A 26,953-nucleotide genomic window follows, 5' to 3' on the forward strand; every position below is an offset into this window, starting at 1 on the left:
GACTACGATGGGCCAGCCGGTGGCCTCTTGACCACCCGGCCCGTTTCGACCCTTCGGGAAGGCCATGCTGAACAAGTACGCGCGTGCTTTCTTCACGCGTGTTCTCACACCGTTCGCCGCCCTGCTCATCCGTCTCGGTGTCAGCCCGGACGCGGTGACCCTCGCCGGAACCGGTGGTGTGGTCGCGGGTGCGCTGGTCTTCTACCCCCAGGGCGAGTTCTTCTGGGGGACGGTCACCATCACGCTCTTCGTCTTCTCCGACCTGGTCGACGGGAACATGGCGCGCCAGCTCGGCCGGTCCAGCCGGTTCGGCGCCTTCCTGGACTCCACCCTGGACCGGGTCGCGGACGGAGCCATCTTCGGCGGTCTGGCGCTGTGGTACGCGGGCGGCGGCGACGACCAGGCGCTCTGCGCGGTGGCCATCTTCTGCCTGGCCAGCGGGCAGGTGGTGTCGTACACCAAGGCGCGCGGCGAGAGCATCGGGCTGCCGGTGAACGTCAACGGGCTGGTGGAACGGGCGGAGCGGCTGGTCATCTCCCTGGTGGCCTGCGGATTCTCCGGTCTGCACAAGTTCGGGGTGCCGCACATCGACATCCTGCTCCCGATCGCCCTGTGGATCGTCGCGGTGGGCAGCTTCGTCACCCTGGTGCAGCGGATGGTCACCGTGCGCCGGGAGGCCGCCGAGGCGGACGCGGCCGAACCGGCGGTCCAGGGGGGCGAGACGCGGTGAAGGAACGGCTGACCGACGCGCTGTACGGGCTGGGCTGGGGCGCGGTGAAGAAGCTCCCGGAGCCGGTCGCCGTGCGCCTCGGGCGGCAGATCGCGGACCGTACGTGGCAGCGGCGCGGCCAGGGCGTGCGGCGCCTGGAGGCCAATCTGGCCCGGGTGGTGCCGGAAGCCTCGGCGCAGCAGCTGGCCCGGCTCTCCCGCGAGGGCATGCGCTCCTACCTGCGGTACTGGATGGAGTCGTTCCGGCTGCCCGCGTGGAGCGAGCAGCGCATCCGGGACGGGTTCGACCCGGCCGACGTGCACCACCTGGTGGACGGCCTGGCCGCGGGCCGGGGCGTGGTGCTGGCACTGCCGCACATGGGCAACTACGACCTGGCCGGCGCCTGGGTGACCACCAAGCTGGGCGTGCCGTTCACCACCGTCGCCGAGCGGCTCAAGCCGGAATCGCTGTACGACCGCTTCGTCGCCTACCGCGAGGGCCTGGGCATGGAGGTGCTGCCGCACACCGGGGGCAGCGCCTTCGGCACCCTGGCCCGGCGGCTGCGCGCGGGCGGCCTGGTCTGCCTGGTCGCCGACCGGGACCTGTCGGCCTCCGGCGTGGAGGTGAAGTTCTTCGGCGAGGCGGCCAAGATGCCCGCCGGCCCGGCCCGGCTCGCCGCCCAGACCGGGGCGCTGCTGCTGCCGGTCACCCTCTGGTACGACGGGACCCCGGTGATGCGCGGGCGGGTCCACCCGCCGGTCGAGGTGCCCTCCGGCGGCACCCGCGCCGAGCAGGCGGCCGCCATGACCCAGGAGCTGGCCGACGCCTTCGCCTCCGGCATCGCCGCGCACCCGCAGGACTGGCACATGCTCCAGCGGCTGTGGCTGGCGGACCTGGACCCGCCCGCCGCGCCGCGCGGGTCGGCCGGCCGGGAGGGGGAGCGGCGGTGAGGATCGGGATCGTCTGTCCGTACTCCTGGGACGTGCCCGGCGGTGTGCAGTTCCACATCCGGGACCTGGCCGAGCACCTGGTCCGCAGCGGCCACGAGGTGTCGGTGCTGGCGCCCGCGGACGACGAGACCCCGCTGCCGCCGTACGTGGTCTCGGCCGGCCGTGCGGTGCCGGTGCCCTACAACGGTTCGGTGGCCCGGCTGAACTTCGGCTTCCTGTCGGCCGCGCGGGTCCGGCGCTGGCTGCACGACGGCGCGTTCGACGTCATCCACATCCACGAGCCCGCCTCGCCGTCGCTGGGCCTGCTCTCCTGCTGGGCGGCGCAGGGGCCGATCGTGGCCACCTTCCACACCTCCAACCCGCGGTCCCGCGCCATGATCGCCGCGTATCCGATCCTGCAGCCCGCCCTGGAGAAGATCAGCGCCCGGATCGCGGTGAGCGAGTACGCGCGGCGGACGCTCGTCGAGCATCTGGGCGGGGACGCGGTGGTCATCCCCAACGGGGTGGACGTCGACTTCTTCGCCCGGGCCGAGCCGCGGGCGGAATGGCGGTCCCGGGCGGCGGCGCCGGACGGCCCGGTGGATTCCCCCACCGGGCCGCGGACCGGGCCCGTGCTGGGGTTCATGGGGCGCATCGACGAACCGCGCAAGGGGCTGCCGGTGCTGATGCGCGCGCTGCCGCGGATCCTGGCCGAGCGCCCGGACACCCGGCTGCTGGTGGCCGGCCGCGGTGACCAGCAGGAGGCGGTGGCCGGACTGCCGCCGCAGATGCGCGACCGGGTGGAGTTCCTCGGCATGGTCAGCGACGAGGACAAGGCGCGGCTGCTGCGCAGCGTGGACCTCTACGTCGCCCCCAACACCGGCGGGGAGAGCTTCGGCATCATCCTCGTCGAGGCCATGTCGGCCGGCGCGCCGGTCCTCGCCAGCGATCTGGACGCGTTCGCGCAGGTGCTGGACGGGGGAGCGGCGGGCGAGCTCTTCCCCAACGAGGACGCCGACGCGCTGGCGGGCGCGGTGCTCCGGCTGCTCGGCGACCCGGCCCGCCGGGCCGAGCTGAGCGAACGCGGCCGCCGCCATGTGCGCCGGTTCGACTGGTCCACGGTCGGGGCGGACATCCTCGCGGTGTACGAGACGGTCACGGCCGGCGCCGCCTCGGTCGCCGCCGACGAGCGGGCCCGGTTCCGCGGCCGGTGGGGGACGGCCCGCGAGTAGCGGCCCGGCCGCCGGGCGCGCCGCCCCCGGCCCGGCGGGTCCCGCGGAACCGGGGGGTGCGGGGGCCCGGGCAGGGTGCGGGCGGGCGCGGGTCGGGGCTTACGGCGCTGCCGCCGGGGAGTCTCCCGGGCGCCGGCGAGGAAGGCCGCGGCACACCGCCTCCGGCGCAGGAGATACCGTAACGCGCCGTGAGCACTCTGATCTGGATCGCGGTCGTCCTCGTCCTCGTGGCCGTCTATCTGAGCTGGACGGCGGGCCGCCTCGACCGGCTGCACAGCCGGCTGGACGCGGCCCGGGCGTCACTCGACGCCCAACTGCTGCGCCGCGCCTCGGTCGCCCAGGAACTGGCGACCGCCGGGGTGCTGGACCCGGCGGCCTCGATGGTGCTCTACCAGGCGGCGCACTCGGCCCGGCAGGCGGAGGAGGACCACCGGGAGGTCGCCGAGAGCGAACTGAGCCAGACGTTGCGGGTGGTCTTCGGCGAGCAGGCACAGGTGGAGGCCGTCCAGCAGGCGCCGGGCGGGGAGGGCACGCTGGGGGAGCTGGCGGAGTCCGTGCGGCGGGTGCCGATGGCCCGGCGGTTCCACAACGACGCGGTGCGTGCCGCCCGGGCGCTGCGCACCCACCGCACGGTACGGCTGTTCCGGCTGGCCGGGCACGCGCCCTTCCCGCTCGCCTTCGAGATGGACGACGAACCGCCCGCCGCGCTGGTGGAACGGGCCGCCTGAGCGGGCCGGCGCGGCGGCCGACCGAGCGCCGGAGCCGGGCCGGAGCCGGGCGCTGTGCCGGAGCCGGGTCGTCGCCGGAGCCGGACCGCCGGAGCCGGACGCCGTACCGCCGGTCGTCGTGCCGGAGCCGGACCGCCGGAGCCGGGTCGTCGCGCCCGAGTCGGGCAGCCGGGGACGTGCCGCCCGAGCCGGACCGCCGGAGCCGGGTCGCCTGAGCAGGGCCGCCGGAGCCGGGCGCCGTGCCTGAGCCGGGGGCCGCGTCGGAGGCCGGCCGCCGGAGCCGGACGCTGTGCCCGAGCCGGACCGCCGGGGCCCCGGGTCGCCTGAGCCGGACGACGTGCCGCCCGAGCCGGACCGCCGCGTCGGAGCCGGGCCGCCCCCGCAGGGGATTGGCATCCTCGCTGACCTGCGGCGATGCCGGTGGGCGAGCCACCGGACCCGAATTGGCCCTTGTCGTGACACGTCGGTGGACGGTTTTGTCTCTCCCGTAGCAGTCGTCTCCGCGATCTGGACCTGTTGTCGATCACAGGCGGGGCCGGGGACGACCCTACGATGGGCTCATCCGCTCGGGCGACAAACCGCTCATAGCGCTCATTTCATCATCAAGCGAGGTCTCACCGTGTCCAGCACGCTCTCCACCACGCCCAGCCCCGACGAGGCTCCGGCCACCGGCACCGCGCGCGTGAAGCGCGGCATGGCCGAGCAGCTCAAGGGCGGCGTGATCATGGACGTCGTCACCCCGGAGCAGGCGAAGATCGCGGAGGACGCGGGCGCCGTGGCCGTCATGGCCCTGGAGCGGGTGCCGGCCGACATCCGCAAGGACGGTGGCGTGGCCCGGATGTCCGACCCGGACATGATCGAGGGCATCATCAACGCCGTCTCCATCCCCGTGATGGCCAAGTCGCGCATCGGCCACTTCGTCGAGGCCCAGGTGCTGCAGTCGCTCGGCGTCGACTACATCGACGAGTCCGAGGTGCTGACCCCGGCCGACGAGGTCAACCACTCCGACAAGTGGTCCTTCACCACCCCCTTCGTCTGCGGCGCCACCAACCTGGGCGAGGCCCTGCGTCGGATAGCCGAGGGTGCGGCGATGATCCGCTCCAAGGGCGAGGCCGGCACCGGCAACGTCGTCGAGGCGGTCCGCCACCTGCGCCAGATCAAGAACGAGATCGCCAAGCTGCGCGGCTTCGACAACCACGAGCTGTACGCCGCCGCCAAGGAGCTGCGCGCCCCGTACGAGCTGGTCAAGGAGGTCGCCGAGCTCGGCAAGCTCCCCGTGGTGCTGTTCTCCGCCGGTGGTGTCGCCACCCCGGCCGACGCCGCGCTGATGCGCCAGCTGGGCGCCGAGGGCGTCTTCGTCGGCTCCGGCATCTTCAAGTCCGGTGACCCCGCCAAGCGCGCCGCCGCGATCGTGAAGGCCACCACCTTCTACGACGACCCGAAGATCATCGCCGACGCCTCCCGCAACCTGGGCGAGGCCATGGTGGGCATCAACTGCGACACCCTCCCCGAGGCCGAGCGCTACGCCAACCGCGGCTGGTAGCCGCCCCGCCGCGCGCCCGTGTTCGCGCGGTGACCTGCTGACGGACGGCCCCGGTGGCGCCCCGTCCGGGCCGTCCGCTCCCGCGGGGCCCGGGCGGCGGGCCCGAGGGCCGTCCGTCCGCATCCCGGGCCCTGGGCGACCGCCCGCCGGCCCCGCAGCCACCGTCCCGTTTCGAGAGGTTCCTCCCCGTGTCTGCCACCTCCGGCACCCCCGGCACCCCCACCATCGGAGTGCTCGCCCTCCAGGGCGACGTCCGTGAGCACCTGGTCGCGCTCGCCGCGGCCGACGCCCTCGCCCGCCCGGTCCGCCGCCCCGAGGAACTCGTCGAGGTCGACGGACTGGTGATCCCCGGGGGCGAGTCGACCACCATGTCCAAGCTCGCCACCGCCTTCGGCATGCTGGAGCCGCTGCGCGAGCGGGTCCGCGCAGGGCTGCCGGTCTACGGCACCTGCGCAGGGATGATCATGGTCGCGGAGAAGATCCTGGACGGCCGGGCCGACCAGGAGACCATCGGCGGCGTCGACATGATCGTGCGCCGTAACGCCTTCGGGCGTCAGAACGAGTCCTTCGAGGCCGCGATCGACGTCGCGGGCGTCGACGGCGGCCCGGTGGAAGGCGTCTTCATCCGCGCGCCCTGGGTGGAGTCGGTCGGCGGCGGTGTCGAGGTGCTCGCCCGGTACGAGGGGCACACCGTCGCGGTGCGGCAGGGTAATGTCCTGGCCACGTCCTTCCACCCGGAACTGACCGGCGACCACCGGGTGCACGGCCTCTTCGTGGACATGGTGCGCGCGGCCCGGTAGCGGGGCGGCGCCGCGGCGCCGGATGTGCGACGGTGGCCGGCGGCACCCGGGCGCGATCCCGCTGGGATCCGCGATCCCGGTAGGATCTCAGACGTTCGTTTCGAAGTGGGTAACGCGAAGGAGACAGGCGGATGTCCGGCCACTCTAAATGGGCTACGACGAAGCACAAGAAGGCCGTGATCGATGCCAAGCGCGGCAAGCTCTTCGCGAAGCTCATCAAAAACATCGAGGTCGCGGCGCGCATGGGCGGCGCGGACCCGGACGGCAACCCGACGCTCTACGACGCCATCCAGAAGGCCAAGAAGCAGTCGGTGCCGAACAAGAACATCGACAGCGCGGTCAAGCGCGGTGCGGGCCTGGAGGCCGGCGGCGCCGAGTACGAGACCATCATGTACGAGGGCTACGGCCCCAACGGCGTCGCGGTGCTCATCGAGTGCCTGACCGACAACCGCAACCGGGCCGCCTCCGACGTGCGCGTGGCGATGACCCGCAACGGCGGTTCCATGGCCGACCCGGGTTCGGTGTCCTACCTGTTCAACCGCAAGGGCGTGGTGATCGTCCCCAAGGGCGAGCTGTCCGAGGACGACGTGCTCGGCGCGGTCCTGGACGCGGGCGCCGAGGAGGTCAACGACCTCGGTGAGAGCTTCGAGGTCCTCAGCGAGGCCACCGACCTGGTCGCGGTGCGCACCTCGCTCCAGGAGGCCGGCATCGACTACGACTCGGCCGACGCCAACTTCGTGCCGACCATGCAGGTGCAGCTCGACGAGGAAGGCGCGCGCAAGATCTTCAAGCTGATCGACGCGCTGGAGGACAGCGACGACGTGCAGAACGTCTTCGCCAACTTCGACGTGACCGACGAGGTCATGGAGAAGGTCGGCTGACAGCGGTCCGCGAGGGGCCGGCGGGACACACCTCCCGCCGGCCCCTCGCGTTGTCGGTGGCACTCGATAGCCTGCTCGAACGAGGAGCGACCGAAGGAGGGGCGGGTGCGGGTGCTGGGTGTGGACCCGGGGTTGACCCGGTGCGGCATCGGCGTGGTCGAGGGCGCCGCGGGCCGCCCGTTGCGGATGCTCGGCGTCGGCGTCGTGCGGACCCCGGCGGACGCCGAGACCCCGGACCGGCTGGTGCGGATCGAGCACGGCATAGAGGAGTGGCTGGACGAGCACCGGCCGGAACTGGTCGCCGTGGAGCGGGTGTTCAGCCAGCACAACGTGCGCACCGTGATGGGCACCGCCCAGGCCAGCGCGGTGGCCATGCTGTGCGCCGCCCGCCGCGGACTGCCCGTGGCGCTGCACACCCCCAGCGAGGTCAAGGCGGCGGTCACCGGCTCCGGCCGGGCCGGGAAGGACCAGGTCGGCGCCATGGTCACCCGGCTGCTGCGGCTGGACGCCCCGCCGAAGCCGGCCGACGCCGCCGACGCCCTGGCGCTGGCCATCTGCCACATCTGGCGGGCACCGGCGGCCCACCGCCTCCAGCAGGCGGCCGCCGCCCAGCGCGCGTCCTCGGTCCGAGTTCCCCCCGGCCCCCGGTACGGCCGGTCCCAGAGAGGCACCACATGATCGCGTTCGTCAGCGGCCCGGTGGCCGCCCTCGCGCCCGACACCGCCGTCATCGAGGTCGGCGGCGTCGGTATGGCGGTGCAGTGCACCCCGAACACGCTCTCCGCGCTGCGGGTCGGCGAGTCCGCCCGGCTCGCCACCTCGCTGGTGGTCCGCGAGGACTCCCTCACCCTCTACGGCTTCGCCGACGACGACGAACGGCAGGTCTTCGAACTGCTGCAGACCGCGAGCGGGGTCGGCCCCCGGCTGGCCCAGGCGATGCTGGCCGTACACGCCCCCGACGCGCTGCGGCTCGCGGTGTCCACCGGCGACGAGAAGGCGCTCACCGCGGTGCCGGGGATCGGCAAGAAGGGCGCCCAGCGGCTGCTGCTGGAACTCAAGGACCGGCTGGGCGAGCCGGTCGGCACCGGCCGCGCCCCGGCCGGCGGGCCCGCCGGCCGGGCACCCGGCTGGCGCGAGCAGCTGACCGCCGCGCTGGTCGGCCTCGGCTACGCCGGCCGGGAGGCCGACGAGGCGGTGGAGGCGGTCGCCCCGCAGGCCGAGGCGGCGACCGCGGCCGGCTCCGCACCGCAGGTGTCCCAGCTGCTCCGGGCCGCCCTGCAGACCCTCAACCGGGCCCGCTGACCGGCGCCCGCCACCGGCCGGCCCCGCGCCCGGCCGGACCCGCCCCGCACCCACCCACCGGATCCGGACCGAAAGACACGCCATGAACTGGGACGAGACCGACACCGGCGCCGATCAGCGGCTGGTCGACTCATCCGCCGACGGCGAGGAACAGGCGATCGAGGCCGCGCTGCGCCCCAAGGACCTCGGGGAGTTCGTCGGTCAGGAACGGGTCCGCGAGCAGCTCGACCTGGTCCTCAAGGCCGCCCGGCAGCGCGGCGGCACCGCGGACCACGTGCTGCTCTCCGGCGCCCCGGGGCTGGGCAAGACCACCCTCTCCATGATCATCGCGGCCGAGATGGGCGCCCCCATCCGGATCACCTCGGGACCCGCCATCCAGCACGCCGGCGACCTCGCCGCCATCCTCTCCTCGCTCACCGAGGGCGAGGTGCTGTTCCTCGACGAGATCCACCGGATGTCCCGGCCCGCCGAGGAGATGCTCTACATGGCGATGGAGGACTTCCGGGTCGACGTGATCGTCGGCAAGGGCCCCGGCGCCACCGCCATCCCCCTGGAACTGCCGCCGTTCACCCTGGTCGGAGCCACCACCCGGGCCGGTCTGCTGCCGCCCCCGCTGCGCGACCGCTTCGGGTTCACCGGGCACATGGAGTTCTACAACCCGACCGAACTGGAGCGGGTCATCCACCGCTCGGCCCGGCTGCTGGACGTGGGGATCGAGGCGCCGGGCGCCGCCGAGATCGCCGGCCGGTCCCGGGGCACCCCCCGGATCGCCAACCGGCTGCTGCGCAGGGTGCGCGACTACGCCCAGGTCAAAGCGGACGGACTGATCACCGCCGAGGTCGCCGCGCGCGCCCTGGCCGTGTACGACGTGGACGGCCGCGGGCTGGACCGGCTGGACCGGGCGGTGCTGACCGCGCTGCTCAAGCTGTTCGGCGGCGGCCCGGTCGGACTGTCCACGCTGGCGGTCGCGGTGGGTGAGGAGCGGGAGACCGTCGAGGAGGTCGCCGAACCGTTCCTGGTCCGCGAGGGGCTGCTGGCCCGCACCCCCCGGGGACGGGTCGCGACCCCGGCCGCCTGGGCACACCTGGGGCTCACCCCGCCGCAGCAGACCTCCGGCGGCCAGGGGGGCCTGTTCGAAGCGTGACCGGGCGGTGGCGGCGCGGAGACTGGTCGGGGCAGGAACCCGGGTGCCATGCTGGGCGTTGTTCCATTGGTGCGGGCTCGCTTAGACTCCGCCGATGCCGTCCGTATCGGACCGGCATACCCACCCCCGTAGACCAGGCTGCTCCCAGGCGGCCGTGCGAAGGAATCTCCGTCCCGTGGATATCGTGACTCTCCTGCCGTTCATCGTGCTCATCGGGGCCATGTTCCTGATGACCCGGTCGGCCAAGAACAAGCAGCGCCAGGCCGTGCAGATGCGGGAGCAGATGCAGCCCGGCTCCGGCGTCCGGACCATCGGCGGCATGTACGCCACGGTCAAGGAGGTCCACGACGACACGGTCCTCCTGGAGGTCGCTCCCGGTGTGCACGCGGTGTACGCCAAGAACTCGGTGGGTGCCGTCCTCGACGACGACGAGTACAACCGCATCGTGCACGGCATCGAGCCGGAGGCCGCCGACGCCGACACTCCGGTCGTTCCCGACGACGCCTCCTCGCTGACCGACAGCGCCACCGACTCCGAGGTCAAGAAGACCGACCTGAAGAAGACGGACGGCGAGGCGGAGAAGCCCGAGGACGGCAAGGGCGACGACAGCGACGCGAAGTAGTTCCCCCCGTATTTCAGCCGTGCCGCGCCACCGCTCGGTGCGGCACGGCTGAAAGAACGGTCCAGGCTCCGGCGGGGGCTGTTCCCCACAACACTTCGTGGCCGCCCGGCGCACTGCTGTCGCGGGCGGTTGGACAGGGAGATACGAGAAGGTGGCAGCACCGAAGAAGGGCCGCAGGCCCTCCGGGGCCCAGGGCAGGCCCTGGCGCCCCCTGGTCCTGATCCTGATCGCCATCGTGGCGCTCACCGCGGGCATGTTCGCCTCCGGTCACACCACGCCGCGGCTGGGCATCGACCTCGCGGGCGGCACCAGCTTCACGCTGGAGGCCAAGAACGAGCCGGGCAAGCCCAACGCGATCAACTCGGACAACATGAACACCGCCGTCAACATCATGGAGCGGCGGGTCAACGGTCTGGGTGTCTCCGAGGCCGAGGTCCAGACGCAGGGCGACAAGCACATCATCGTGAACATCCCCAAGGGGACGAACGCGAAGCAGTCCCGCGAACAGGTCGGAACGACCGCCAAGCTGTACTTCCGCCCGGTGGTCACCTTCACCGACGGCGCCAGGACCCCCGAGCCGGAAACCCCGCCCACCGCCGACCAGGGCAAGGGCGACCAGGGCAAGGGCGCCAAGGACAAGAAGCCCGACGCTGACAAGGACGAGGCCGCCGACGGCGACAAGGCCGAGCAGGGCGACAAGGGCGGCGCGGACGCCACCTCCACCCCGAGCCCCGGCGCCACCACCCAGGGCCGCCCGGTCACCGAGGCGCTCAAGTCCGACGGTGCCGCCAAGGACGACCCGGCCGCCGGCGACGCCGACAAGTCGGCGACGAAGGAGTCCGGCAAGCGGCAGCCGTCCGAGGACGACCTGAACAAGCAGCTCGCCGCCCTGGACTGCTCCACCGAGGCCTCCCGCGCAGCCGCGGGTGACAAGGCCGCCGCGGCCGGCCCGGACAAGTCGGTCGTGGCCTGCTACCGCGACGGCTCGCGGAAGTTCATCCTGGGCCCGTCCAAGGTCGCGGGTACCGAGGTGGACGGCGCCGAGTCGATCTACCAGCCCGAGGCGGGCGGCTGGATCGTGTCGCTGGACTTCTCCGGCAAGGGCCGCAAGCAGTTCTCCGAGGTGACCACCGAGCTGTCCAAGCAGTCGCCGCCGCAGAACCAGTTCGCGATCACCCTGGACGGCGAGGTCGTCTCCGACCCGAAGGTCGACTACCCGATCACCGGCGGCAAGTCCCAGATCTCCGGTGACTTCAAGCAGCAGGAGGCCGAGGACCTGGCCAACGTGCTGTCCTACGGCGCCCTGCCGCTCACCTTCGACATCGTCAACGAGACCAGCGTCTCCGCCGCGCTCGGCAGCGAGCAGCTGGAGGCCGGCCTGATCGCCGGTGCCATCGGCCTGGCGCTCGTCGTGCTCTACCTGCTGATCTACTACCGCGGCCTGTCCCTCGTGGCCCTGCTGAGCCTCGCGGTCTCCGCGGCGCTCACCTACACGATCATGACGCTGCTCGGCCCCGGTATCGGCTTCGCGCTCAACCTGCCGGCGGTCTGCGGCGCCATCGTCGCCATCGGCATCACCGCGGACTCGTTCATCGTCTACTTCGAGCGCATCCGGGACGAGATCCGCGAGGGCCGCACGCTCCGCCCGGCGGTGGAGCGCGGCTGGCCGCGGGCCCGGCGCACCATCCTGGTGTCCGACTTCGTGTCCTTCCTCGCCGCCGCGGTGCTCTTCGTGGTCACCGTCGGCAAGGTGCAGGGCTTCGCCTTCACCCTCGGCCTGACCACGCTGCTCGACGTCGTGGTGGTGTTCTTCTTCACCAAGCCGCTGATGACGATCCTGGCCCGGAAGAAGTTCTTCGCGAGCGGCCACCCGTGGTCCGGCCTGGACCCCAAGCGCCTGGGTGCCAAGCCCCCGCTGCGCCGCGGCCGCCGTCCCTCCGCCCCCGTCGACCCGAAGGAGGCGTGAGAGATGTCCAAGCTCGGCACACTCGGCGCCAGGCTGTACCGAGGCGAGGTCGGCTACGACTTCGTCGGCAAGCGGATGATCTGGTACGGCATCTCGATCCTGATCACCATCACGGCCATCGTCGGCCTGTCGGTGCGCGGTCTCAACATGGGCATCGAGTTCTCCGGCGGCGCGGTCTTCAGCACTCCCAAGACCGACGTCTCCACCTCGGCGGTCCAGGACACCGCCGAGGAAGCCTCCGGCGGTCACCACGCCATCGTCCAGCGGCTCGGCAACGACACCCTGCGCATCCAGATCAGTGACCTGGACACCAAGGAGTCGGTGCCGGTCCAGGAGAAGATCGCCGACCGGCTCGGGGTGGACACCGACCGGGTCAACACCGAGCTGGTCGGTCCCAGCTGGGGTGAGGAGATCGCCGACAAGGCCTGGAAGGGCCTGGCGATCTTCATGGTCCTGGTGGTGATCTACCTCGCCATCGCCTTCGAATGGCGGATGGCGGTGGCCGCCCTCATCGCCCTCGTCCACGACCTCACCATCACCGTCGGCGTCTACGCGCTCGTCGGGTTCGAGGTCACCCCGGGCACCGTGATCGGTCTGCTGACCATCCTCGGATACTCCCTCTACGACACCGTCGTGGTCTTCGACGGTCTGAAGGAAGCGTCCAAGGACATCACCAAGCAGAACCGCTACACCTACAGCGAGATCGCCAACCGCAGCCTCAACGCCACCCTGGTGCGCTCCATCAACACCACCGTGGTGGCGCTGCTCCCGGTCGCCGGCCTGCTGTTCATCGGCGGCGGCGCGCTGGGCGCGGGCATGCTCAACGACATCTCGCTGGCGCTGTTCGTCGGCCTCGCGGCCGGCGCGTACTCCTCGATCTTCATCGCCACCCCGCTGGTCGCCGACCTCAAGGAGCGCGACCCGCAGATGAAGGCGCTGGCCAAGCGGGTGCGTGCCAAGCGCGCCTCGCTCGCCGCCAAGGCCGACACGGCCGGCGCCGACGTCCCGGACGACGACCCATCCGCCGAGGACCCGGAGGACGACGACGTGGAAGACGACCGGAACGCACCCGCCGGCGTGGTGGGACAGCGCCGCCAGCCCGCCTCCCGCAACCGCGGACGCGGCCGCCCGTCGGGCAAGCGCCGATGAGCACCGTGGCCGGCCGGGCGCCGGAGCTGCGGGAGCTGCTGATCAGCCGGATCAAGGACGTACCGGACTACCCCAAGCCGGGTGTGATGTTCAAGGACATCACCCCGCTGCTGGCGGACGCCGAGGCGTTCTCCGCGCTGACCGGGGCGCTGGCCGAGCTGTGCGTGCGGCACCGCGCCGACAAGGTCGTCGGACTGGAGGCCCGCGGCTTCATCCTGGCCGCCCCGGTCGCGGTCCGCGCCGGGCTCGGGTTCGTCCCGGTCCGCAAGGCGGGCAAGCTGCCGGGTGCCACGCTCGGGCAGAGCTACGAGCTGGAGTACGGCACCGCGGAGATCGAGATACACGCCGACGCGCTCACGCCCGGCGACCGGGTCCTGGTCATCGACGACGTGCTGGCCACCGGCGGCACCGCCGAGGCGTCCCTGCAGCTCATCCGCCGGGCCGGCGGTGAGGTCGCCGGCCTCGCGGTGCTGCTGGAGCTGGGATTCCTCCAGGGCCGCGGCCGGCTGGAAGCGGAGCTGAAGAACGCCCCGCTGGAGGCGCTGATCACCATCTGACCGGCATGGCCGGACGCGGGGCGGGCACTCGGGAACTTCCGGGTGCCCGCCCCGTCCGGTATCCGGGGACGGTGGCCGCAGAGCGGGTTGCGTGGCGGGATCGATACCATGGCATCCCGACCCCTTTTGCGGGTCCGGCCTTATCCCTCCTGCCCGCCACCGGCCGGGAGGGGCCCAGTGAGGAGTGCTCTTGCCAGACGAGGCCCAGCCACTGACCGCCGCGCACCGGGACGAGCCGACCGCCGCCGACGCCACGGCGCGCACGGACACGCCCGCGGGGAGCCGCGAGGCGGAGTCCCGGCCGGCGTCGAAGTCGCTGGCCGAGCCGGCCCCCAAGCCCGCCGCCAAGCCGGCCGCGCGCAGTGCCGCGCCGCCGCCCCCGTCCCGTCCGGCGCCCGGCCCGGCGCCCCGCACCGGCTCCTCCAACCGGGTGCGCGCCCGCCTGGCCCGGCTGGGCGTGCAGCGGTCCAGCCCCTACAACCCGGTGCTGGAGCCGCTGCTGCGCATCGTGCGGAGCAACGACCCCAAGGCGGACGCCTCGACGCTCCGGCAGATCGAGCGGGCCTACCAGGTCGCCGAGCGCTGGCACCGCGGCCAGAAGCGCAAGAGCGGCGACCCGTACATCACCCATCCGCTGGCGGTGACCACCATCCTCGCCGAGCTGGGCATGGATCCGGCCACCCTGATGGCCGGCCTGCTGCACGACACCGTCGAGGACACCGAGTACGGGCTGGACACCCTGCGCGGTGACTTCGGGGACCAGGTGGCACTGCTGGTCGACGGCGTCACCAAGCTGGACAAGGTCAAGTTCGGTGAGGCGGCGCAGGCCGAGACCGTCCGCAAGATGGTCGTCGCCATGGCCAAGGACCCCCGGGTCCTGGTGATCAAGCTCGCCGACCGGCTGCACAACATGCGCACCATGCGCTACCTCAAGCGGGAGAAGCAGGAGAAGAAGGCCCGCGAGACGCTGGAGATCTACGCCCCGCTCGCCCACCGGCTGGGCATGAACACCATCAAGTGGGAGCTGGAGGACCTCGCCTTCGCGATCCTCTACCCCAAGATGTACGACGAGATCGTCCGGCTGGTCGCCGAGCGGGCGCCCAAGCGCGACGAGTACCTGGCCGTCGTCACCGACCAGGTGCAGGGCGATCTGCGCGCCGCGCGGATCAAGGCGACCGTCACCGGCCGCCCCAAGCACTACTACTCCGTGTACCAGAAGATGATCGTGCGGGGCCGCGACTTCGCGGAGATCTACGACCTGGTGGGCATCCGGGTCCTGGTCGACACCGTCCGCGACTGCTACGCGGCGCTGGGCACCATCCACGCGCGGTGGAACCCGGTGCCGGGGCGGTTCAAGGACTACATCGCCATGCCCAAGTTCAACATGTACCAGTCGCTGCACACCACGGTCATCGGGCCCAGCGGCAAGCCGGTCGAGCTGCAGATCCGCACCTTCGACATGCACCGGCGGGCCGAGTACGGCATCGCCGCGCACTGGAAGTACAAGCAGGAGGCCGTGGCCGGCGCCTCCAAGGTGCGCACCGACGTGCCCCGCCGGGAGGGCAAGGGCGGCGAGAAGGACGCCGTCAACGACATGGCGTGGCTGCGGCAGCTGCTGGACTGGCAGAAGGAGACCGAGGACCCCGGGGAGTTCCTGGAGTCGCTCCGCTTCGACCTGTCCCGCAACGAGGTCTTCGTCTTCACCCCCAAGGGCGACGTGATAGCGCTGCCCGCGGGCGCCACCCCGGTGGACTTCGCGTACGCGGTGCACACCGAGGTCGGCCACCGCACCATAGGGGCGCGGGTCAACGGGCGGCTGGTGCCGCTGGAGTCGACCCTGGACAACGGCGACCTGGTGGAGGTCTTCACCTCCAAGGCGGTCGGCGCCGGCCCCTCCCGCGACTGGCTGGGCTTCGTCAAGTCCCCGCGCGCCCGCAACAAGATCCGCGCCTGGTTCTCCAAGGAGCGCCGGGACGAGGCGATCGAGCAGGGCAAGGACGCGATCGTGCGGGCCATGCGCAAGCAGAACCTGCCGATCCAGCGCATCCTGACCGGCGACTCGCTGGTCACCCTCGCCCATGAGATGCGCTACCCGGACATCTCCTCGCTGTACGCGGCGATCGGCGAGGGACACGTCTCCGCGCAGAGCGTGGTGCAGAAGCTCGTCCAGGCGCTCGGCGGTGAGGAGGCCGCCAACGAGGACATCGCGGAGAGCGCGCCGCCGATCCGCAGCCGCACCAAGCGGCGCTCCAGCGCCGACCCCGGTGTGGTGGTCAAGGGCGTCGAGGACGTGTGGGTGAAGCTGGCCCGGTGCTGCACCCCGGTGCCCGGCGATCCGATCATCGGCTTCGTCACCCGCGGCAGCGGCGTGTCGGTGCACCGGGCGGACTGCGTCAACGTCGACTCGCTCTCCCAGCAGCCGGAACGCATCCTGGACGTCGACTGGGCGCCCACCCAGTCCTCGGTCTTCCTGGTCGCCATCCAGGTCGAGGCGCTGGACCGGTCCCGGCTGCTGTCGGACGTCACCCGGGTCCTGTCCGACCAGCACGTCAACATCCTGTCCGCCGCCGTGCAGACCTCCCGCGACCGGGTGGCCACCTCACGGTTCACCTTCGAGATGGGCGATCCCAAACACCTGGGGCACGTTCTCAAGGCGGTGCGCGGGGTGGAGGGCGTCTACGACGTCTACCGGGTGACCTCGGCGCGGCAGCGCTAGCGGCGGACGACTCGGGGGCGGGGATGTCGGACCGGGACGCGCTGCTGGGCGGCAGATACCGATTACTGCGCAGGATCGGCCTGGGCGGCATGGGCGTGGTCCACGAGGCGGCCGACTCGGCGCTGGACCGGCGGGTGGCCGTCAAGATCCTCTCCATGGCGGCGGAGGCCGACGAGGCCGGCCAGCGGCTGGAGCGCTTCCGCCGGGAGACCCAGGCGCTGGCCCGCATCCGCCACCCCAACGTGGTCGCGGTGTACGACTCCGGAGTGCACCCGGCCGGGCCGCCGTTCCTGGTGATGGAGCTGCTGGACGGGGTCGAGCTGCAACGGCTCGTGGAGAAGTACGGCCCGCTGGAACCGGACGTGGTGTCCTGGATCGCCTCCGGGATGAGTTCGGCACTGGCCGCGGCGCACGCGGCCGGCGTGCTGCACCGCGACGTCAAGCCGTCGAACGTGCGCATCACCCGCTCCGGACGGGTGGTCCTCCAGGACTTCGGCCTCGCCCGGCTCGTCGAGGAGTCGGCGATCACCCACATCGGCTTCCTCGTCGGCACCCCCCGGTACATGGCCCCGGAGGTGATCCGCGGCGAACCCCCCGGCCCGCGCTCGGACCTCTACGGGCTGGGCCTGTGCATGTACCTGATGCTCACCGGGGAGTCCCCGCGCGGCGGGCTGGAGGACGTCGGCGCGCTGGTGGAGCGGGCCATCGACCACGAGGTGCCGCAGCTCTACGGCAACCAGCTGGCCGGCAGCCGGCGCATCCCGGACCGGCTGGCCTACCTGGTGGACGTGTTGTGCGCCGCGGATCCGCAGGCCCGCCCGGAGAACGCGGCCGAGCTCCAGACCACCCTGGCCGCCTCCACCGACATGGCGGCGCGCGTCGCCGAACTGGTCCAGGGCTGCGTGCGGGACCAGGCCCTGGGGCTGCTGGACGGGATCGCCGCGGCCGGCCCGCCGGCCGAGGAGGACCTCCCCGAGTACCTGGAGCCGGAGGCCCGCCCGGCTGCCGCCGGGCACCCCGCGCCGCTCTCGCTCAGCGACGCCACCCGCCGGATGGTCATGGGCAGCATGACGGTGGACAGCGCGGCGTCCCGGCTGCGGGAGGCGGTCAACCTCGTCCAGCGCGGAGAGCTGCAGGAAGCGGTACGGGTGCTCAGCGCGGTGTCGCGGGTCTGCGCCTCGGCGCTCGGCGATGCCCACCCGACCACCCTGGCGAGCCGGTACTGGCAGGCCGTCTGCCTGGCCCGGCTGGGCGCCGGCGGCGAGGCACTGGCGCTGTTCGCGCAGGTCGGTATGTATCTGGACACGGGGAGGAACGTCGAGGATGGCTGAGCTGTCGGTACGGGTGGGCGGCCCGGGAGCCGAGCCCGAGGACGAACTGAGGTCCTTGCTGCGCTGGCTGCGCCAGGACGAGTCGCTGGACCGTCTGGTGCACGGCCGGGTGGCCGGCGAGGGGGCGCCGGTGCCGGGCGCGATGGGCACCGGGTTCGACGTCCTCCAGCTGGTGCTCGGCTCCGGACTGTCCGCCGGCGCGCTCGCGGTGTCCATCCTCCAGTGGCGGGACGCCCGGCGCACCCGGCCGGTGCTCACCCTGCGCCGCGGCGCGCTGGAGGTGCGGCTGCCCGCCGACGGGTCGGCCGACGCCGAGACGGTACGGCGCGTCGTCGCCCTGCTTCAGGAGGCCCCGGCGACCGCGGCCGGCGGCCACCCGGGCCCGGCGGGCGGCGCCGGCCCGCAGACCGGCGGGACCGGCGGGGGACAGGGCGGCGATGATCCGGCTGCCTGACCCGGCAGCGTCCCGGGCCGTGCTCATCGGCACCGCCGCATACCAGCACCTGGACCAGCTCCCGGCGGTCGCCGCGAACATCCGCGACCTCGCCGACACCCTGGGCGACGCCATGCTGTGGGGGCTGCCCCGGGAACACTGCGCACTGGTCCCCGACCCGGCCGACGCCGCGGCCATGCTCGACCCCGTCCACCGGGCCGGCGAGGCGGCGTCGGACACCCTGCTGGTCTACTTCGCCGGCCACGGGCTGCGGGACCCCGACTCCGCCGACCTCTACCTGGGACTCAGCGGGTCCCGGGAGAACGCCGGCTACACCGCGGTGGCCTACGAGCACCTGCGTTCCGCGGTGCGCGCCGCCCGGGCCCGGCGGCGGGTGGTGGTGCTCGACTGCTGCTTCAGCGGCCGGGCCGCCCGGGCACTGGGCGGCTCCGCGGAGACCCTCGCGGCCCAGCTGGCGGTCGACGGCGCGTATGTGCTCACCGCCTCCCCCCGCGACCGGGTGGCGCTGGCACCGGACGGCGAACCGCACACCGCCTTCACCGGCGAACTGCTCGGCATCCTCCGGCGGGGCGTCACCGACGGCCCGGAGCTGATCGACCTGGACACCCTCTACCGGGTCCTCGGCGAGCGGCTGGGGGCGAAGAACCGGCCGCGGCCCCAGCGCAGCCAGGAGAACGACGTCGGCCGCCTCCCGCTGGTGCGCAACCGCGCCCGCGCCGGCACCCGGGCCCCGGCGGGCCCGGTGCTGGAGTCCGAGGTGCGCGCCGCCATGGTCGCCACCGGACTCGGCCTGGCCCGGATGCTGCGCGCCGCGGGCCGCAACCGGGACGCGCTGCCGGTGCTGCGGCTGGCACTGGCCGAGCGGCCGCCGACGAGCGACACCGGCACCTTCGCGGTGCAGCTGGAGCTGTCCGAGCTGCTCGCCGACACCGGGCAGAGCCGGGAGGCGATCGAGGTCCTGGAGCAGGCGTTCCGGCAGACCCGCTCCGGCTCCGGACCGGAGGCGCTGCAGGTCTGCCGGCGCCTGGCCGAACTGCTCCAGGAGTCCGGCAACCACATCCAGGCCTGCGAGGTGCTCAAGCACGCCCTGGACCTCGCCGAGAACGCCGGAGCGGCCCCGGTACGCGACGCACCCGAGGTGCGTGCGGTACCGAAGCCGCTCCGGAGCGGGCCGCCGGCCGGCGGCGGGGAGCCGGTGATCAGCCCCCGAACTCCTGCAGGCCCTTGAGCGCCTGCTCCAGCAGCGCCTGCCGGCCCTCCAGCTCCTTGGTGAGCTTGTCGGCCTTGGCGTTGTTGCCCGCGGCGCGCGCCGCGTCGACCTGCGCACGCAGCTTGTCCACCGCGTCCTGCAGCTGACCGGTCAGCCCCTGGGCACGGGCCCGCGCCTCGGGGTTGGTGCGCCGCCACTCGGCGTCCTCGGCGTCCTGGATGGCGCGCTCCACGGCGTGCATCCGGCCCTCGATCTTCGGCCGGGCGTCCCGCGGCACATGGCCGATGGCCTCCCAGCGCTCGTTGACGGAGCGGAACGCCGCCCGGGCCGCCTTGAGGTCCGACACCGGCAGCAGCTTCTCGGCCTCCGCGGCCAGCTCCTCCTTGCGCGTCAGGTTCTCCCGCTGCTCGGCGTCGCGCTCGGCGAACACCCCGCTGCGCGCCTGGAAGAACACGTCCTGGGCCCCGCGGAACCGGTTCCACAGGTCGTCCTCGGCCTCCCGCTGCGCCCGGCCGGCGGCCTTCCAGTCCGCCATCAGCTCCCGGTAGCGGGCCGCGGTCGGCCCCCAGTCGGTCGAGCCGGACAGCGCCTCCGCCTCGGCGACCAGCCGCTCCTTGGTCTTCCGGGCCTCCTCGCGCTGCGCGTCGAGCGACGCGAAGTGCGCCTTGCGCCGCTTGGAGAACGCCGACCGGGCGTGCGAGAAGCGGTGCCACAGTTCGTCGTCGGACTTGCGGTCCAGCCGCGGCAGGCCCTTCCAGGTGTCCACCAGGGCCCGCAGCCGCTCCCCGGCCACCCGCCACTGGTCGCTGGCCGCCAGCTCCTCGGCCTCGGCGACCAGGGCCTCCTTGGCCTTGCGCGCCTCCTCCGACTGCCGGGCCTTCGCGGCCTTGCGCTCCTCACGGCGCGACTCGACCTCGGCCACCAGCTTGTCGAGCCGCTCGCCCAGCGCGGCCAGGTCGCCGACCGCGTGGTGCTCGACCACCTGCTCGCGCAGGTGCTCGATGGCGGTCATCGCGTCCTTGGTCGACAGGTCGGTGGTCTTGACCCGGCGCTCCAGGAGGCCGATCTCGACGACCAGGCCCTCGTACTTGCGCTCGAAGTAGGCGAGGGCTTCCTCGGGAGTGCCCGCCTGCCACGACCCGACGACCTGCTCGCCGTCCGCCGTACGCACGTACACGGTCCCCGTCTCGTCGACGCGGCCCCATGGGTCGCTGCTCACAGCGCCTCCTCCACATGATGCCGGGGCGGGCGCTCGGCCCGCGGGCATCGTCCACAGTTTCTTCCGGCCGGGCCGCGGCCCTGACCGGTCCGACGAGCTGCTGTCACACCGCCGGTGGCGGGTGTGGTCTGTGTCGTGCAGGGCGGCAGCCGTCGTGAGCAGGCACTCTGCACAACGCCAACATAGGCGACCGGTGGCCCGGCTGTCCGCATCCAGCGCGACCCAAATCAGTCCTTCTGGACGGAGACCTTCTGGACGGCGACGGCCTTCTTCGGGGCGCCGTCGCCGCCACCGCCCTTGACGCCCGCGGCGCCGACCTTCCGCACGGCCTCCAGCCCGGCGGCGTCCATGGTGCCGAAGGGGGTGAAGGTGGGCGTCAGCCGGCTGTCCTTGTAGACCAGGAAGAACTGGCTGCCGCCGCTGTCCGGCCTGCTGGTGTTGGCCATGGCCACGGTCCCGGCGGGGAAGGTGACCTTGCCGTCCTCGCCGGCCTTCCCCAGCCCGCCGAGGTTCTCGTCCGGGAGGGTGTAGCCCGGGTTGCCCATGCCGGTGCCCTCCGGGTCCCCGCACTGCAGGACATGGATGTTCTTGGTGGTGAGCCGGTGGCAGGTGGTCCGGTCGAAGTAGCCCTGGTCCGCGAGGTGCTTGAAGGAGTTGACGGTGTGCGGCGTCTTCGCGGCGTCCATGGAGACGGTGATGTCCCCCTGGTCCGTCTTCACGGCCATCGTGTACTTCGCCTTCCGGTCCACCGCCATCGACGGCTCCGGCTTCGGGCTGGGGGTGGTGCTCTGCGGGGTGTTCCGGGCGTCGGTGCTGTCGTCGCCGCCCAGCGCCCCGGCCGCGGCCACCGCCGCGCCGGCCGCCAGCGCCACGGCGAGGGCGGACGCGATCACCACGTTGCGGCGGCGGACCTTGCGGCGGGCCGCCTCCCGCCGCTGCTCCTGCCGTTCGAACTTCTCCCGCGCGAGCCGCCGCCGTCGCTGCTCGTTACTGACCACCGGATCGCTCCTCCGCTTGGCGCCGTACGCCGTTCACCTGGCCGTACCGTATACGGGTTCGCTGCGGGCGGACCGGCGCCGGTAGGCTCTGGACACTGCTGGAAGTCTTCCGTCGTGAGATGACGTGACTGTGAGAGGACGATCGTGCTGATTGCCGGGTTCCCCGCCGGAGCCTGGGGCACCAACTGCTACCTGGTCGCCCCCGCCGCGGGTGAGGAGTGCGTGATCATCGACCCGGGCCACCAGGCGGCCCAGGGAGTCGAGGAGACGATCGCCAAGCATCGGCTCAAGCCCGTCGCCGTCGTCCTCACCCATGGTCACATCGACCATGTGGCCTCGGTGGTGCCGGTGTGCGGTGCGCACGACGTACCGGCCTACATCCACCCGGCCGACCGGTACATGATGAGCGACCCGGAGAAGGCCATAGGCCGGTCCATCGGTATGCCGCTGCTGGGCGAGCTGACCATCGGCGAGCCGGACGACGTGCACGAGCTGGCCGACGGCAGCCGGCTGGAACTCGCCGGTCTGGAGCTGACCGTCGCGCACGCGCCCGGCCATACCAAGGGGTCGGTGACCTTCCGGATGCCCGAGCGGGCGGACATCCCGTCCGTCTTCTTCTCGGGCGACCTGCTGTTCGCCGGCTCCATCGGACGCACCGACCTGCCCGGCGGTGACATGGCCGAGATGCTCGAATCGCTGGCGCGCGTGTGCCTGCCGCTCGACGACTCGACCGTGGTGCTGTCCGGCCACGGCCCCCAGACCAGCATCGGCCGCGAGCGCGCCACCAACCCGTATCTGCGGGAAGTGGCCGCCGGCCTCGGCGGCGGCGCCCCGGCGACCGCCCCGCGACGAGGAATGTGACAAGACCTTTCGTGAGTACCTTCCAGGCCCCCAAGGGCACCTATGACCTGCTGCCGCCGGATTCCGCCACCTTCCTGGCGGTCCGGGAGGCCATCGCGGCGCCGCTGAAGCGCTCCGGCTACGGCTACGTCGAGACGCCCGGCTTCGAGAACGTCGAGCTGTTCGCCCGCGGTGTCGGCGAGTCCACCGACATCGTGACCAAGGAGATGTACACCTTCACCACGCGGGGCGGCGACGAACTGGCGCTGCGCCCCGAGGGCACCGCCTCGGTGCTGCGCGCGGCGCTGGAGGCCAACCTCCACAAGGCCGGGAACCTGCCGGTCAAGCTCTGGTACTCCGGCTCGTACTACCGCTACGAGCGGCCGCAGAAGGGCCGCTACCGCCACTTCTCGCAGGTGGGCGCGGAGGCCATCGGCGCCGAGGACCCGGCCCTGGACGCCGAGCTGATCATCCTCGCGGTGGACGCCTACCGTTCGCTGGGGCTGCGGAACTTCCGGCTGCTGCTGAACTCGCTGGGCGACCAGCAGTGCCGGCCGGCCTACCGGGCGGCCCTGCAGGAGTTCCTGCGCGAGCTGGACCTGGACGAGGACACCCGGCGCCGGGTCGAGATCAACCCGCTGCGCGTCCTGGACGACAAGCGGGAGTCGGTGCAGAAGCAGCTGACCGGCGCCCCGCTGCTCCGCGACCACCTGTGCGCGGACTGCACGGCGTACCACGAGCAGGTGCGCGGGCTGCTGACCGAGGCCGGCGTCGCCTTCGAGGACGACCCCAGGCTGGTACGCGGCCTGGACTACTACACCCGCACCACCTTCGAGTTCGTCCACGACGGGCTGGGCTCCCAGTCGGCGGTCGGCGGCGGGGGCCGCTACGACGGCCTCTCCGAGATGATCGGCGGCCCGGCGCTGCCGTCGGTGGGATGGGCCCTCGGCGTGGACCGCACCGTGCTGGCGCTGCGCGCCGAAGGGGTCGAGCTGGACCTGCCGGACGCCACCAGCGTGTACGCGGTGCCGCTCGGCGAGGAGGCCAGGCGGGTGCTGTTCGGCCAGGTCACCGCGTTGCGCCGGGCCGGGATCGCGACCGACTTCGCATTCGGCGGCCGGGGCCTGAAGGGCGCCATGAAGGGCGCCAACCGGTCGGGTGCGCGGTTCGCGGTGATCGCGGGCGAGCGCGACCTGGCCGAGGGCGTGGTGCAGCTGAAGGACCTGGAGTCCGGCGAGCAGGGCCCGGTGCCGCTCGCCGGTCTGGTCGAGGAGCTCCGCAGCAGGCTGGGCTGACACCCGCGGACGCCGCCCGGCGTCGGTGCACGGTGACGGGGCCCGGACCGCCACGGCGGTCCGGGCCCCGTCGCATGCCGGCCGGCATCAGGCGTGGATCGCCGGCCCGCCGTCAACCCGGCGGGCGGCGGTTCACCCGCCGTCCGCATCCGGCCACCGGCCCGCGCCGCGGCCCGGTGGACCATGGCCGGTTCTCCGCCCGCGCACCCGGGAGGGCCGGGGCACGCCCTTATGCCGACCGAACGCCCGGCGGGGCACCATGGCGAAGGCCGCGCACCGAGGCGGTCCACACGCCCCGCACGTGGGGCACAATGACCGTGCCCGTCAGGGCTACGGCAAACGACGTGCGGCTCCGCCGCCTGGCTGCGGGAGCGACGGAACGGGATATGGCGACGACACTGGTGGAAGGCGTGGACACGGACCAGGCACAGGACGGCGCACCGCGCGCGGTCGGGAGCGGTCGCGCCATGGCGCTGCTGCTCGTGATCACCGGTGCGCTGGGGCTCCTCGCGTCCTGGGTCATCACCATCGACAAGAACAAGATCCTGGAGGCCGAGGCCAAGGGCGAGATCTTCACGCCCGGCTGCAGCCTCAACCCGATCGTCTCCTGCGGCAACATCATGGAGAGCGATCAGGCGCAGGCGTTCGGCTTCCCCAACCCGATGATGGGGCTGGTCGCCTACGGCATCGTGATCTGCGTGGGCATGTCGCTGCTGGCCGGGGCCCGGTTCCCGCGCTGGTACTGGCTGACCTTCAACGCGGGCTGCCTGTTCGGCGTGGCGTTCTGCGCCTGGCTGCAGTACCAGTCGCTGTACGTCATCGGCTCGCTGTGCCTGTGGTGCTGCCTGGCCTGGGCCGCGACCATCGTGCTCTTCTGCTACGTCACCGGGTACAACATCAAGCACGGCCACATCCCGCTGCCGGAGGGCCCGAAGCGGGCGCTGCTGGAGTTCCACTGGGTGGTGCCGTTCCTGTGGATGGCCACCATCGGCATGCTGATCCTCACCAGGTGGTGGGACTTCTGGACCGGCGGCCAGGCCTGATCGGTTCCGTCCGCGGCGGCGCTGTCGGTGCCGTGACATAGGCTTCCCGCGTGGAGCCAGATCTGTTCACCGCCGCCGCGGAGGCCCGCCAGGAGAAGGACCCGGCGGGCAGTCCGCTCGCCGTCCGGATGCGGCCGCGCACCCTCGACGAGGTCGTGGGCCAGCAGCACCTGCTGCGGCCCGGGTCCCCGCTGCGCCGGCTCGTCGGAGGGACGGAGGGACCGGCCGGGCCGTCCTCGGTGATCCTCTGGGGCCCGCCCGGCATCGGCAAGACGACCCTGGCGTACGTGGTCAGCCAGGCCACCGACAAGCGGTTCGTGGAGCTGTCCGCGATCACCGCGGGGGTCAAGGAGGTGCGCGCGGTCATCGACGGCGCCCGACGGTCCTCCGGGGCCTACGGCCGGGACACCGTGCTCTTCCTCGACGAGATCCACCGGTTCAGCAAGGCGCAGCAGGACTCGCTGCTGCCGGCCGTGGAGAACCGCTGGGTCACCCTCATAGCGGCCACCACGGAGAACCCCTACTTCTCGGTGATCTCGCCGCTGCTCTCCCGTTCGCTGCTGCTCACCCTGGAGCCGCTCACCGACGACGACCTGCGCGGGCTGCTGCGCCGTGCGCTCATCGAGGAGCGGGGGCTGGGCGGTGCGGTGACCCTCCCCGGGGACGCGGAGGAACACCTGCTGCGGATCGCCGGCGGGGACGCCCGGCGGGCGCTGACCGCACTGGAGGCCGGGGCCGGGTCGGCGCTGGCCAAGGGCGAGGCGGAGATCACCCTGACCACGCTGGAGGAGGCCGTCGACCGGGCCGCGGTGAAGTACGACCGGGACGGCGACCAGCACTACGACGTGGCCAGCGCGCTCATCAAGTCGATCCGCGGCTCGGACGTGGACGCGGCGCTGCACTACCTGGCCCGCATGATCGAGGCGGGGGAGGACCCCCGGTTCATCGCCCGCCGGCTGATGATCTCGGCGAGCGAGGACATCGGGCTGGCCGACCCCACCGCCCTGCCCACCGCGGTGGCGGCGGCCCAGGCGGTCGCGCTCATCGGGTTCCCGGAGGCGGCGCTGACCCTCAGCCACGCCACCATCGCCCTGGCCCTGGCGCCCAAGTCGAACGCCGCGACCACCGCGATCGGGGCCGCGCTGGAGGACGTCCGCCAGGGGCTGGCCGGGCCGGTGCCGCCGCATCTGCGGGACGGCCACTACCAGGGCGCCAGGAAGCTGGGGCACGCCCAGGGCTACCTCTACCCGCACGACCTGCCCGGCGGCATCGCGGCCCAGCAGTACGCCCCGGACGCGCTGCACGGCAAGCGCTACTACCAGCCGACGCGGTACGGCGCCGAGGCGCGCTACGCGGACGTGGTGGAGCGGGTCCGGCAGCGGCTCCGCGGCGAGCGGCCCGACCAGGGCGAATCCTCCTGAGGGGGTCAGTCCGCCGCCGACTCGAACAGCACCCGCATGGCCCGGCGCAGGCCGGTGACGCCGGACACCGGCTCGGGGAAGTCGAAGCGGGCGTCGAAGGGCCGCCCGGCGGCACCACTGAAGCGGACCCGCAGACCGAACCGGTCCAGGGCCAGCGGGACGGCCGAGCCGGCCGCGCAGGCCCGGTCGCCGAGCAGTCCGCACAGGGTGCGCAGCTCGTCGGCGTGGGCCGCGTGCAGGTGCTGGAGCAGGTCGGTCTCGTGCGGGGCGATCGGGTCGGGGGCGGCCGCGGCGAACTCGTCCGGCTCCACCTCCTGAGCCCCCCACAGATCGTCCACGTACGCCTCGCCGACCTCCAGCCGCAGCAGTGTCCAGGCCGGGCGCCGGGGGTCCTCCACCGCGAGGATCTCCCCGACCGGGTGGCGCTCGGCCAGCAGCATGGCGCAGGCGGCGCGTTCCTCGAACGGCACGGGGGTCAGCCAGCCGGCGACCGAGGCCCGGCCGCGGATGCGGTGCGGCACCGAAACCGGAGCGACGTCCGTGATATGCATCACGCAGGTCAGCTCGTCGTCCTGGGCGTGGAGGGCCGCCCGGGCGACCACGGAGTGGCTGGATACCAGCAATAGCAGGTCACCGCGGGGTGTGACGGTGCGCGCGGCGGGTTCCCGGCCGATGAGGTCGTCCCCGTCCCCGATTCCGGGAATCGCGAGGGACGCCGTAGCCTTGGACTCCACGAGAGTGCGTACACGCTCCGCCGCTGTGGGCCGCGGGGCGTCTTCCACGGGACGCGGCTGACCCTTCGCAGCGCTCTGACCAGCGCTGGGCAGGGGGATCCCAGGTCGAATCATGCGTTCTCCTCGGCTAA

General features: G+C 72.8%; 25 protein-coding genes. 22 read left to right on the plus strand and 3 right to left on the minus strand.

The window, feature by feature from the left end:
- The first annotated feature begins 64 nt into the window (after window positions 1-64).
- The 18 genes from pgsA to ACH4B3_RS09515 all read left to right on the plus strand — a co-directional run bounded on the left by pgsA (window position 65) and on the right by ACH4B3_RS09515 (window position 19,290).
- Window positions 65-730 carry a phosphatidylinositol phosphate synthase gene (gene pgsA / locus ACH4B3_RS09430; RefSeq protein ID WP_398462148.1) on the plus strand — a complete coding sequence of 222 codons (666 nt, stop codon included), beginning with the start codon at window positions 65-67 and terminating at the stop codon, window positions 728-730.
- The gene (locus ACH4B3_RS09435) at window positions 727-1,659 is read left to right on the plus strand and encodes a phosphatidylinositol mannoside acyltransferase (protein ID WP_398462149.1); all 933 of its coding nucleotides are present in this window, start codon (window positions 727-729) and stop codon (window positions 1,657-1,659) included. Before pgsA ends, ACH4B3_RS09435 begins: the two co-directional genes overlap by 4 nt.
- The gene (locus ACH4B3_RS09440; RefSeq protein ID WP_398462150.1) at window positions 1,656-2,870 is read left to right on the plus strand and encodes a glycosyltransferase family 4 protein; all 1,215 of its coding nucleotides are present in this window, start codon (window positions 1,656-1,658) and stop codon (window positions 2,868-2,870) included. Before ACH4B3_RS09435 ends, ACH4B3_RS09440 begins: the two co-directional genes overlap by 4 nt.
- A 188-nt stretch (window positions 2,871-3,058) precedes the next feature.
- Entirely contained in the window at window positions 3,059-3,598 is a 540-nt protein-coding gene (locus ACH4B3_RS09445; protein ID WP_398462151.1) for a hypothetical protein, read from the plus strand.
- A 619-nt stretch (window positions 3,599-4,217) separates the two neighbouring features.
- Window positions 4,218-5,141 (plus strand): pyridoxal 5'-phosphate synthase lyase subunit PdxS, encoded by a 924-nt coding sequence (pdxS, locus tag ACH4B3_RS09450; protein WP_398462152.1) that lies wholly within the window; start codon window positions 4,218-4,220, stop codon window positions 5,139-5,141.
- 188 nt (window positions 5,142-5,329) lie between these two features.
- Entirely contained in the window at window positions 5,330-5,941 is a 612-nt protein-coding gene (pdxT, locus tag ACH4B3_RS09455) for a pyridoxal 5'-phosphate synthase glutaminase subunit PdxT (RefSeq protein WP_398462153.1), read from the plus strand.
- 131 nt (window positions 5,942-6,072) lie between these two features.
- Window positions 6,073-6,822, plus strand: a complete 750-nt coding sequence (locus tag ACH4B3_RS09460; RefSeq protein WP_398462154.1) for a YebC/PmpR family DNA-binding transcriptional regulator — start codon at window positions 6,073-6,075, stop codon at window positions 6,820-6,822.
- 105 nt (window positions 6,823-6,927) lie between these two features.
- Window positions 6,928-7,500 carry a crossover junction endodeoxyribonuclease RuvC gene (gene ruvC, locus ACH4B3_RS09465; protein ID WP_398462155.1) on the plus strand — a complete coding sequence of 191 codons (573 nt, stop codon included), beginning with the start codon at window positions 6,928-6,930 and terminating at the stop codon, window positions 7,498-7,500.
- The gene (ruvA, locus tag ACH4B3_RS09470; protein ID WP_398462156.1) at window positions 7,497-8,123 is read left to right on the plus strand and encodes a Holliday junction branch migration protein RuvA; all 627 of its coding nucleotides are present in this window, start codon (window positions 7,497-7,499) and stop codon (window positions 8,121-8,123) included. The genes ruvC and ruvA overlap by 4 nt, the downstream gene beginning before the upstream one ends.
- Before the next feature lie 82 nt (window positions 8,124-8,205).
- Window positions 8,206-9,267, plus strand: a complete 1,062-nt coding sequence (gene ruvB, locus ACH4B3_RS09475; RefSeq protein WP_398462157.1) for a Holliday junction branch migration DNA helicase RuvB — start codon at window positions 8,206-8,208, stop codon at window positions 9,265-9,267.
- 175 nt (window positions 9,268-9,442) lie between these two features.
- Window positions 9,443-9,889, plus strand: a complete 447-nt coding sequence (gene yajC, locus ACH4B3_RS09480; protein ID WP_398462158.1) for a preprotein translocase subunit YajC — start codon at window positions 9,443-9,445, stop codon at window positions 9,887-9,889.
- Window positions 9,890-10,040: 151 nt separating this feature from the next.
- A complete protein-coding gene (gene secD, locus ACH4B3_RS09485; RefSeq protein ID WP_398462159.1) occupies window positions 10,041-11,855 on the plus strand; it encodes a protein translocase subunit SecD in 1,815 nt (604 codons plus the stop codon).
- Window positions 11,856-11,858: 3 nt separating this feature from the next.
- Window positions 11,859-13,004 carry a protein translocase subunit SecF gene (gene secF, locus ACH4B3_RS09490; RefSeq protein WP_398462160.1) on the plus strand — a complete coding sequence of 382 codons (1,146 nt, stop codon included), beginning with the start codon at window positions 11,859-11,861 and terminating at the stop codon, window positions 13,002-13,004.
- A complete protein-coding gene (locus ACH4B3_RS09495; RefSeq protein ID WP_398462161.1) occupies window positions 13,001-13,561 on the plus strand; it encodes an adenine phosphoribosyltransferase in 561 nt (186 codons plus the stop codon). Before secF ends, ACH4B3_RS09495 begins: the two co-directional genes overlap by 4 nt.
- Window positions 13,562-13,751: 190 nt before the next feature.
- On the plus strand, window positions 13,752-16,277 hold the full coding sequence (locus ACH4B3_RS09500; protein ID WP_398462162.1) for a RelA/SpoT family protein: 2,526 nt from the start codon (window positions 13,752-13,754) through the stop codon (window positions 16,275-16,277).
- A 23-nt stretch (window positions 16,278-16,300) separates the two neighbouring features.
- Window positions 16,301-17,608: a serine/threonine-protein kinase gene (locus tag ACH4B3_RS09505; RefSeq protein ID WP_398462163.1), complete on the plus strand. Its 1,308-nt coding sequence runs from the start codon at window positions 16,301-16,303 to the stop codon at window positions 17,606-17,608.
- A complete protein-coding gene (locus ACH4B3_RS09510) occupies window positions 17,601-18,062 on the plus strand; it encodes a hypothetical protein (RefSeq protein ID WP_398462164.1) in 462 nt (153 codons plus the stop codon). Before ACH4B3_RS09505 ends, ACH4B3_RS09510 begins: the two co-directional genes overlap by 8 nt.
- Window positions 18,046-19,290 (plus strand): caspase family protein, encoded by a 1,245-nt coding sequence (locus ACH4B3_RS09515; RefSeq protein ID WP_398462165.1) that lies wholly within the window; start codon window positions 18,046-18,048, stop codon window positions 19,288-19,290. The genes ACH4B3_RS09510 and ACH4B3_RS09515 overlap by 17 nt, the downstream gene beginning before the upstream one ends.
- On the opposite strand, the gene ACH4B3_RS09520 is transcribed toward ACH4B3_RS09515, so the two are convergent.
- A complete protein-coding gene (locus ACH4B3_RS09520) occupies window positions 19,262-20,491 on the minus strand; it encodes a DUF349 domain-containing protein (protein WP_398462166.1) in 1,230 nt (409 codons plus the stop codon). The genes ACH4B3_RS09515 and ACH4B3_RS09520 overlap by 29 nt on opposite strands.
- A gap of 227 nt (window positions 20,492-20,718) precedes the next feature.
- Window positions 20,719-21,489 carry a peptidylprolyl isomerase gene (locus ACH4B3_RS09525; RefSeq protein ID WP_398462167.1) on the minus strand — a complete coding sequence of 257 codons (771 nt, stop codon included), beginning with the start codon at window positions 21,487-21,489 and terminating at the stop codon, window positions 20,719-20,721.
- Between the two features lie 144 nt (window positions 21,490-21,633).
- Between ACH4B3_RS09525 and ACH4B3_RS09530 the strand changes: the two genes are divergently transcribed.
- From ACH4B3_RS09530 to ACH4B3_RS09545, 4 genes are all read left to right on the plus strand, one after another.
- Entirely contained in the window at window positions 21,634-22,350 is a 717-nt protein-coding gene (locus ACH4B3_RS09530) for an MBL fold metallo-hydrolase (protein ID WP_398462168.1), read from the plus strand.
- Between the two features lie 11 nt (window positions 22,351-22,361).
- Window positions 22,362-23,624: a histidine--tRNA ligase gene (gene hisS, locus ACH4B3_RS09535; RefSeq protein WP_398462169.1), complete on the plus strand. Its 1,263-nt coding sequence runs from the start codon at window positions 22,362-22,364 to the stop codon at window positions 23,622-23,624.
- Between the two features lie 386 nt (window positions 23,625-24,010).
- The gene (locus ACH4B3_RS09540) at window positions 24,011-24,667 is read left to right on the plus strand and encodes a vitamin K epoxide reductase family protein (protein WP_398462170.1); all 657 of its coding nucleotides are present in this window, start codon (window positions 24,011-24,013) and stop codon (window positions 24,665-24,667) included.
- A 50-nt stretch (window positions 24,668-24,717) separates the two neighbouring features.
- Window positions 24,718-26,088, plus strand: coding sequence for a replication-associated recombination protein A (locus ACH4B3_RS09545; protein WP_398462171.1), 1,371 nt, complete (start codon window positions 24,718-24,720; stop codon window positions 26,086-26,088).
- Window positions 26,089-26,093: 5 nt separating this feature from the next.
- On the opposite strand, the gene ACH4B3_RS09550 is transcribed toward ACH4B3_RS09545, so the two are convergent.
- Window positions 26,094-26,936: a DUF2470 domain-containing protein gene (locus tag ACH4B3_RS09550; protein WP_398462172.1), complete on the minus strand. Its 843-nt coding sequence runs from the start codon at window positions 26,934-26,936 to the stop codon at window positions 26,094-26,096.
- Between the last annotated feature and the right edge of the window lie 17 nt (window positions 26,937-26,953).

Origin of the sequence: Streptomyces sp. NPDC018031 (assembly GCF_044327625.1) — a bacterium.
GTDB lineage: Bacteria > Actinomycetota > Actinomycetes > Streptomycetales > Streptomycetaceae > Streptomyces.

Excerpts from the sequence above, each read along its gene's own strand:
- secF (WP_398462160.1), top strand. The coding sequence starts at position 11,859 with ATGTCCAAGCTCGGCACACTCGGCGCCAGGCTGTACCGAGGCGAGGTC.
- ACH4B3_RS09510 (WP_398462164.1), top strand. The coding sequence starts at position 17,601 with ATGGCTGAGCTGTCGGTACGGGTGGGCGGCCCGGGAGCCGAGCCCGAG.
- ACH4B3_RS09550 (WP_398462172.1), bottom strand. The coding sequence starts at position 26,936 with ATGATTCGACCTGGGATCCCCCTGCCCAGCGCTGGTCAGAGCGCTGCG.
- ACH4B3_RS09505 (WP_398462163.1), top strand. The coding sequence starts at position 16,301 with ATGTCGGACCGGGACGCGCTGCTGGGCGGCAGATACCGATTACTGCGC.
- ACH4B3_RS09495 (WP_398462161.1), top strand. The coding sequence starts at position 13,001 with ATGAGCACCGTGGCCGGCCGGGCGCCGGAGCTGCGGGAGCTGCTGATC.
- ACH4B3_RS09515 (WP_398462165.1), top strand. The coding sequence starts at position 18,046 with ATGATCCGGCTGCCTGACCCGGCAGCGTCCCGGGCCGTGCTCATCGGC.
- ACH4B3_RS09540 (WP_398462170.1), top strand. The coding sequence starts at position 24,011 with ATGGCGACGACACTGGTGGAAGGCGTGGACACGGACCAGGCACAGGAC.
- ruvB (WP_398462157.1), top strand. The coding sequence starts at position 8,206 with ATGAACTGGGACGAGACCGACACCGGCGCCGATCAGCGGCTGGTCGAC.
- pgsA (WP_398462148.1), top strand. The coding sequence starts at position 65 with ATGCTGAACAAGTACGCGCGTGCTTTCTTCACGCGTGTTCTCACACCG.
- ruvA (WP_398462156.1), top strand. The coding sequence starts at position 7,497 with ATGATCGCGTTCGTCAGCGGCCCGGTGGCCGCCCTCGCGCCCGACACC.
- ACH4B3_RS09460 (WP_398462154.1), top strand. The coding sequence starts at position 6,073 with ATGTCCGGCCACTCTAAATGGGCTACGACGAAGCACAAGAAGGCCGTG.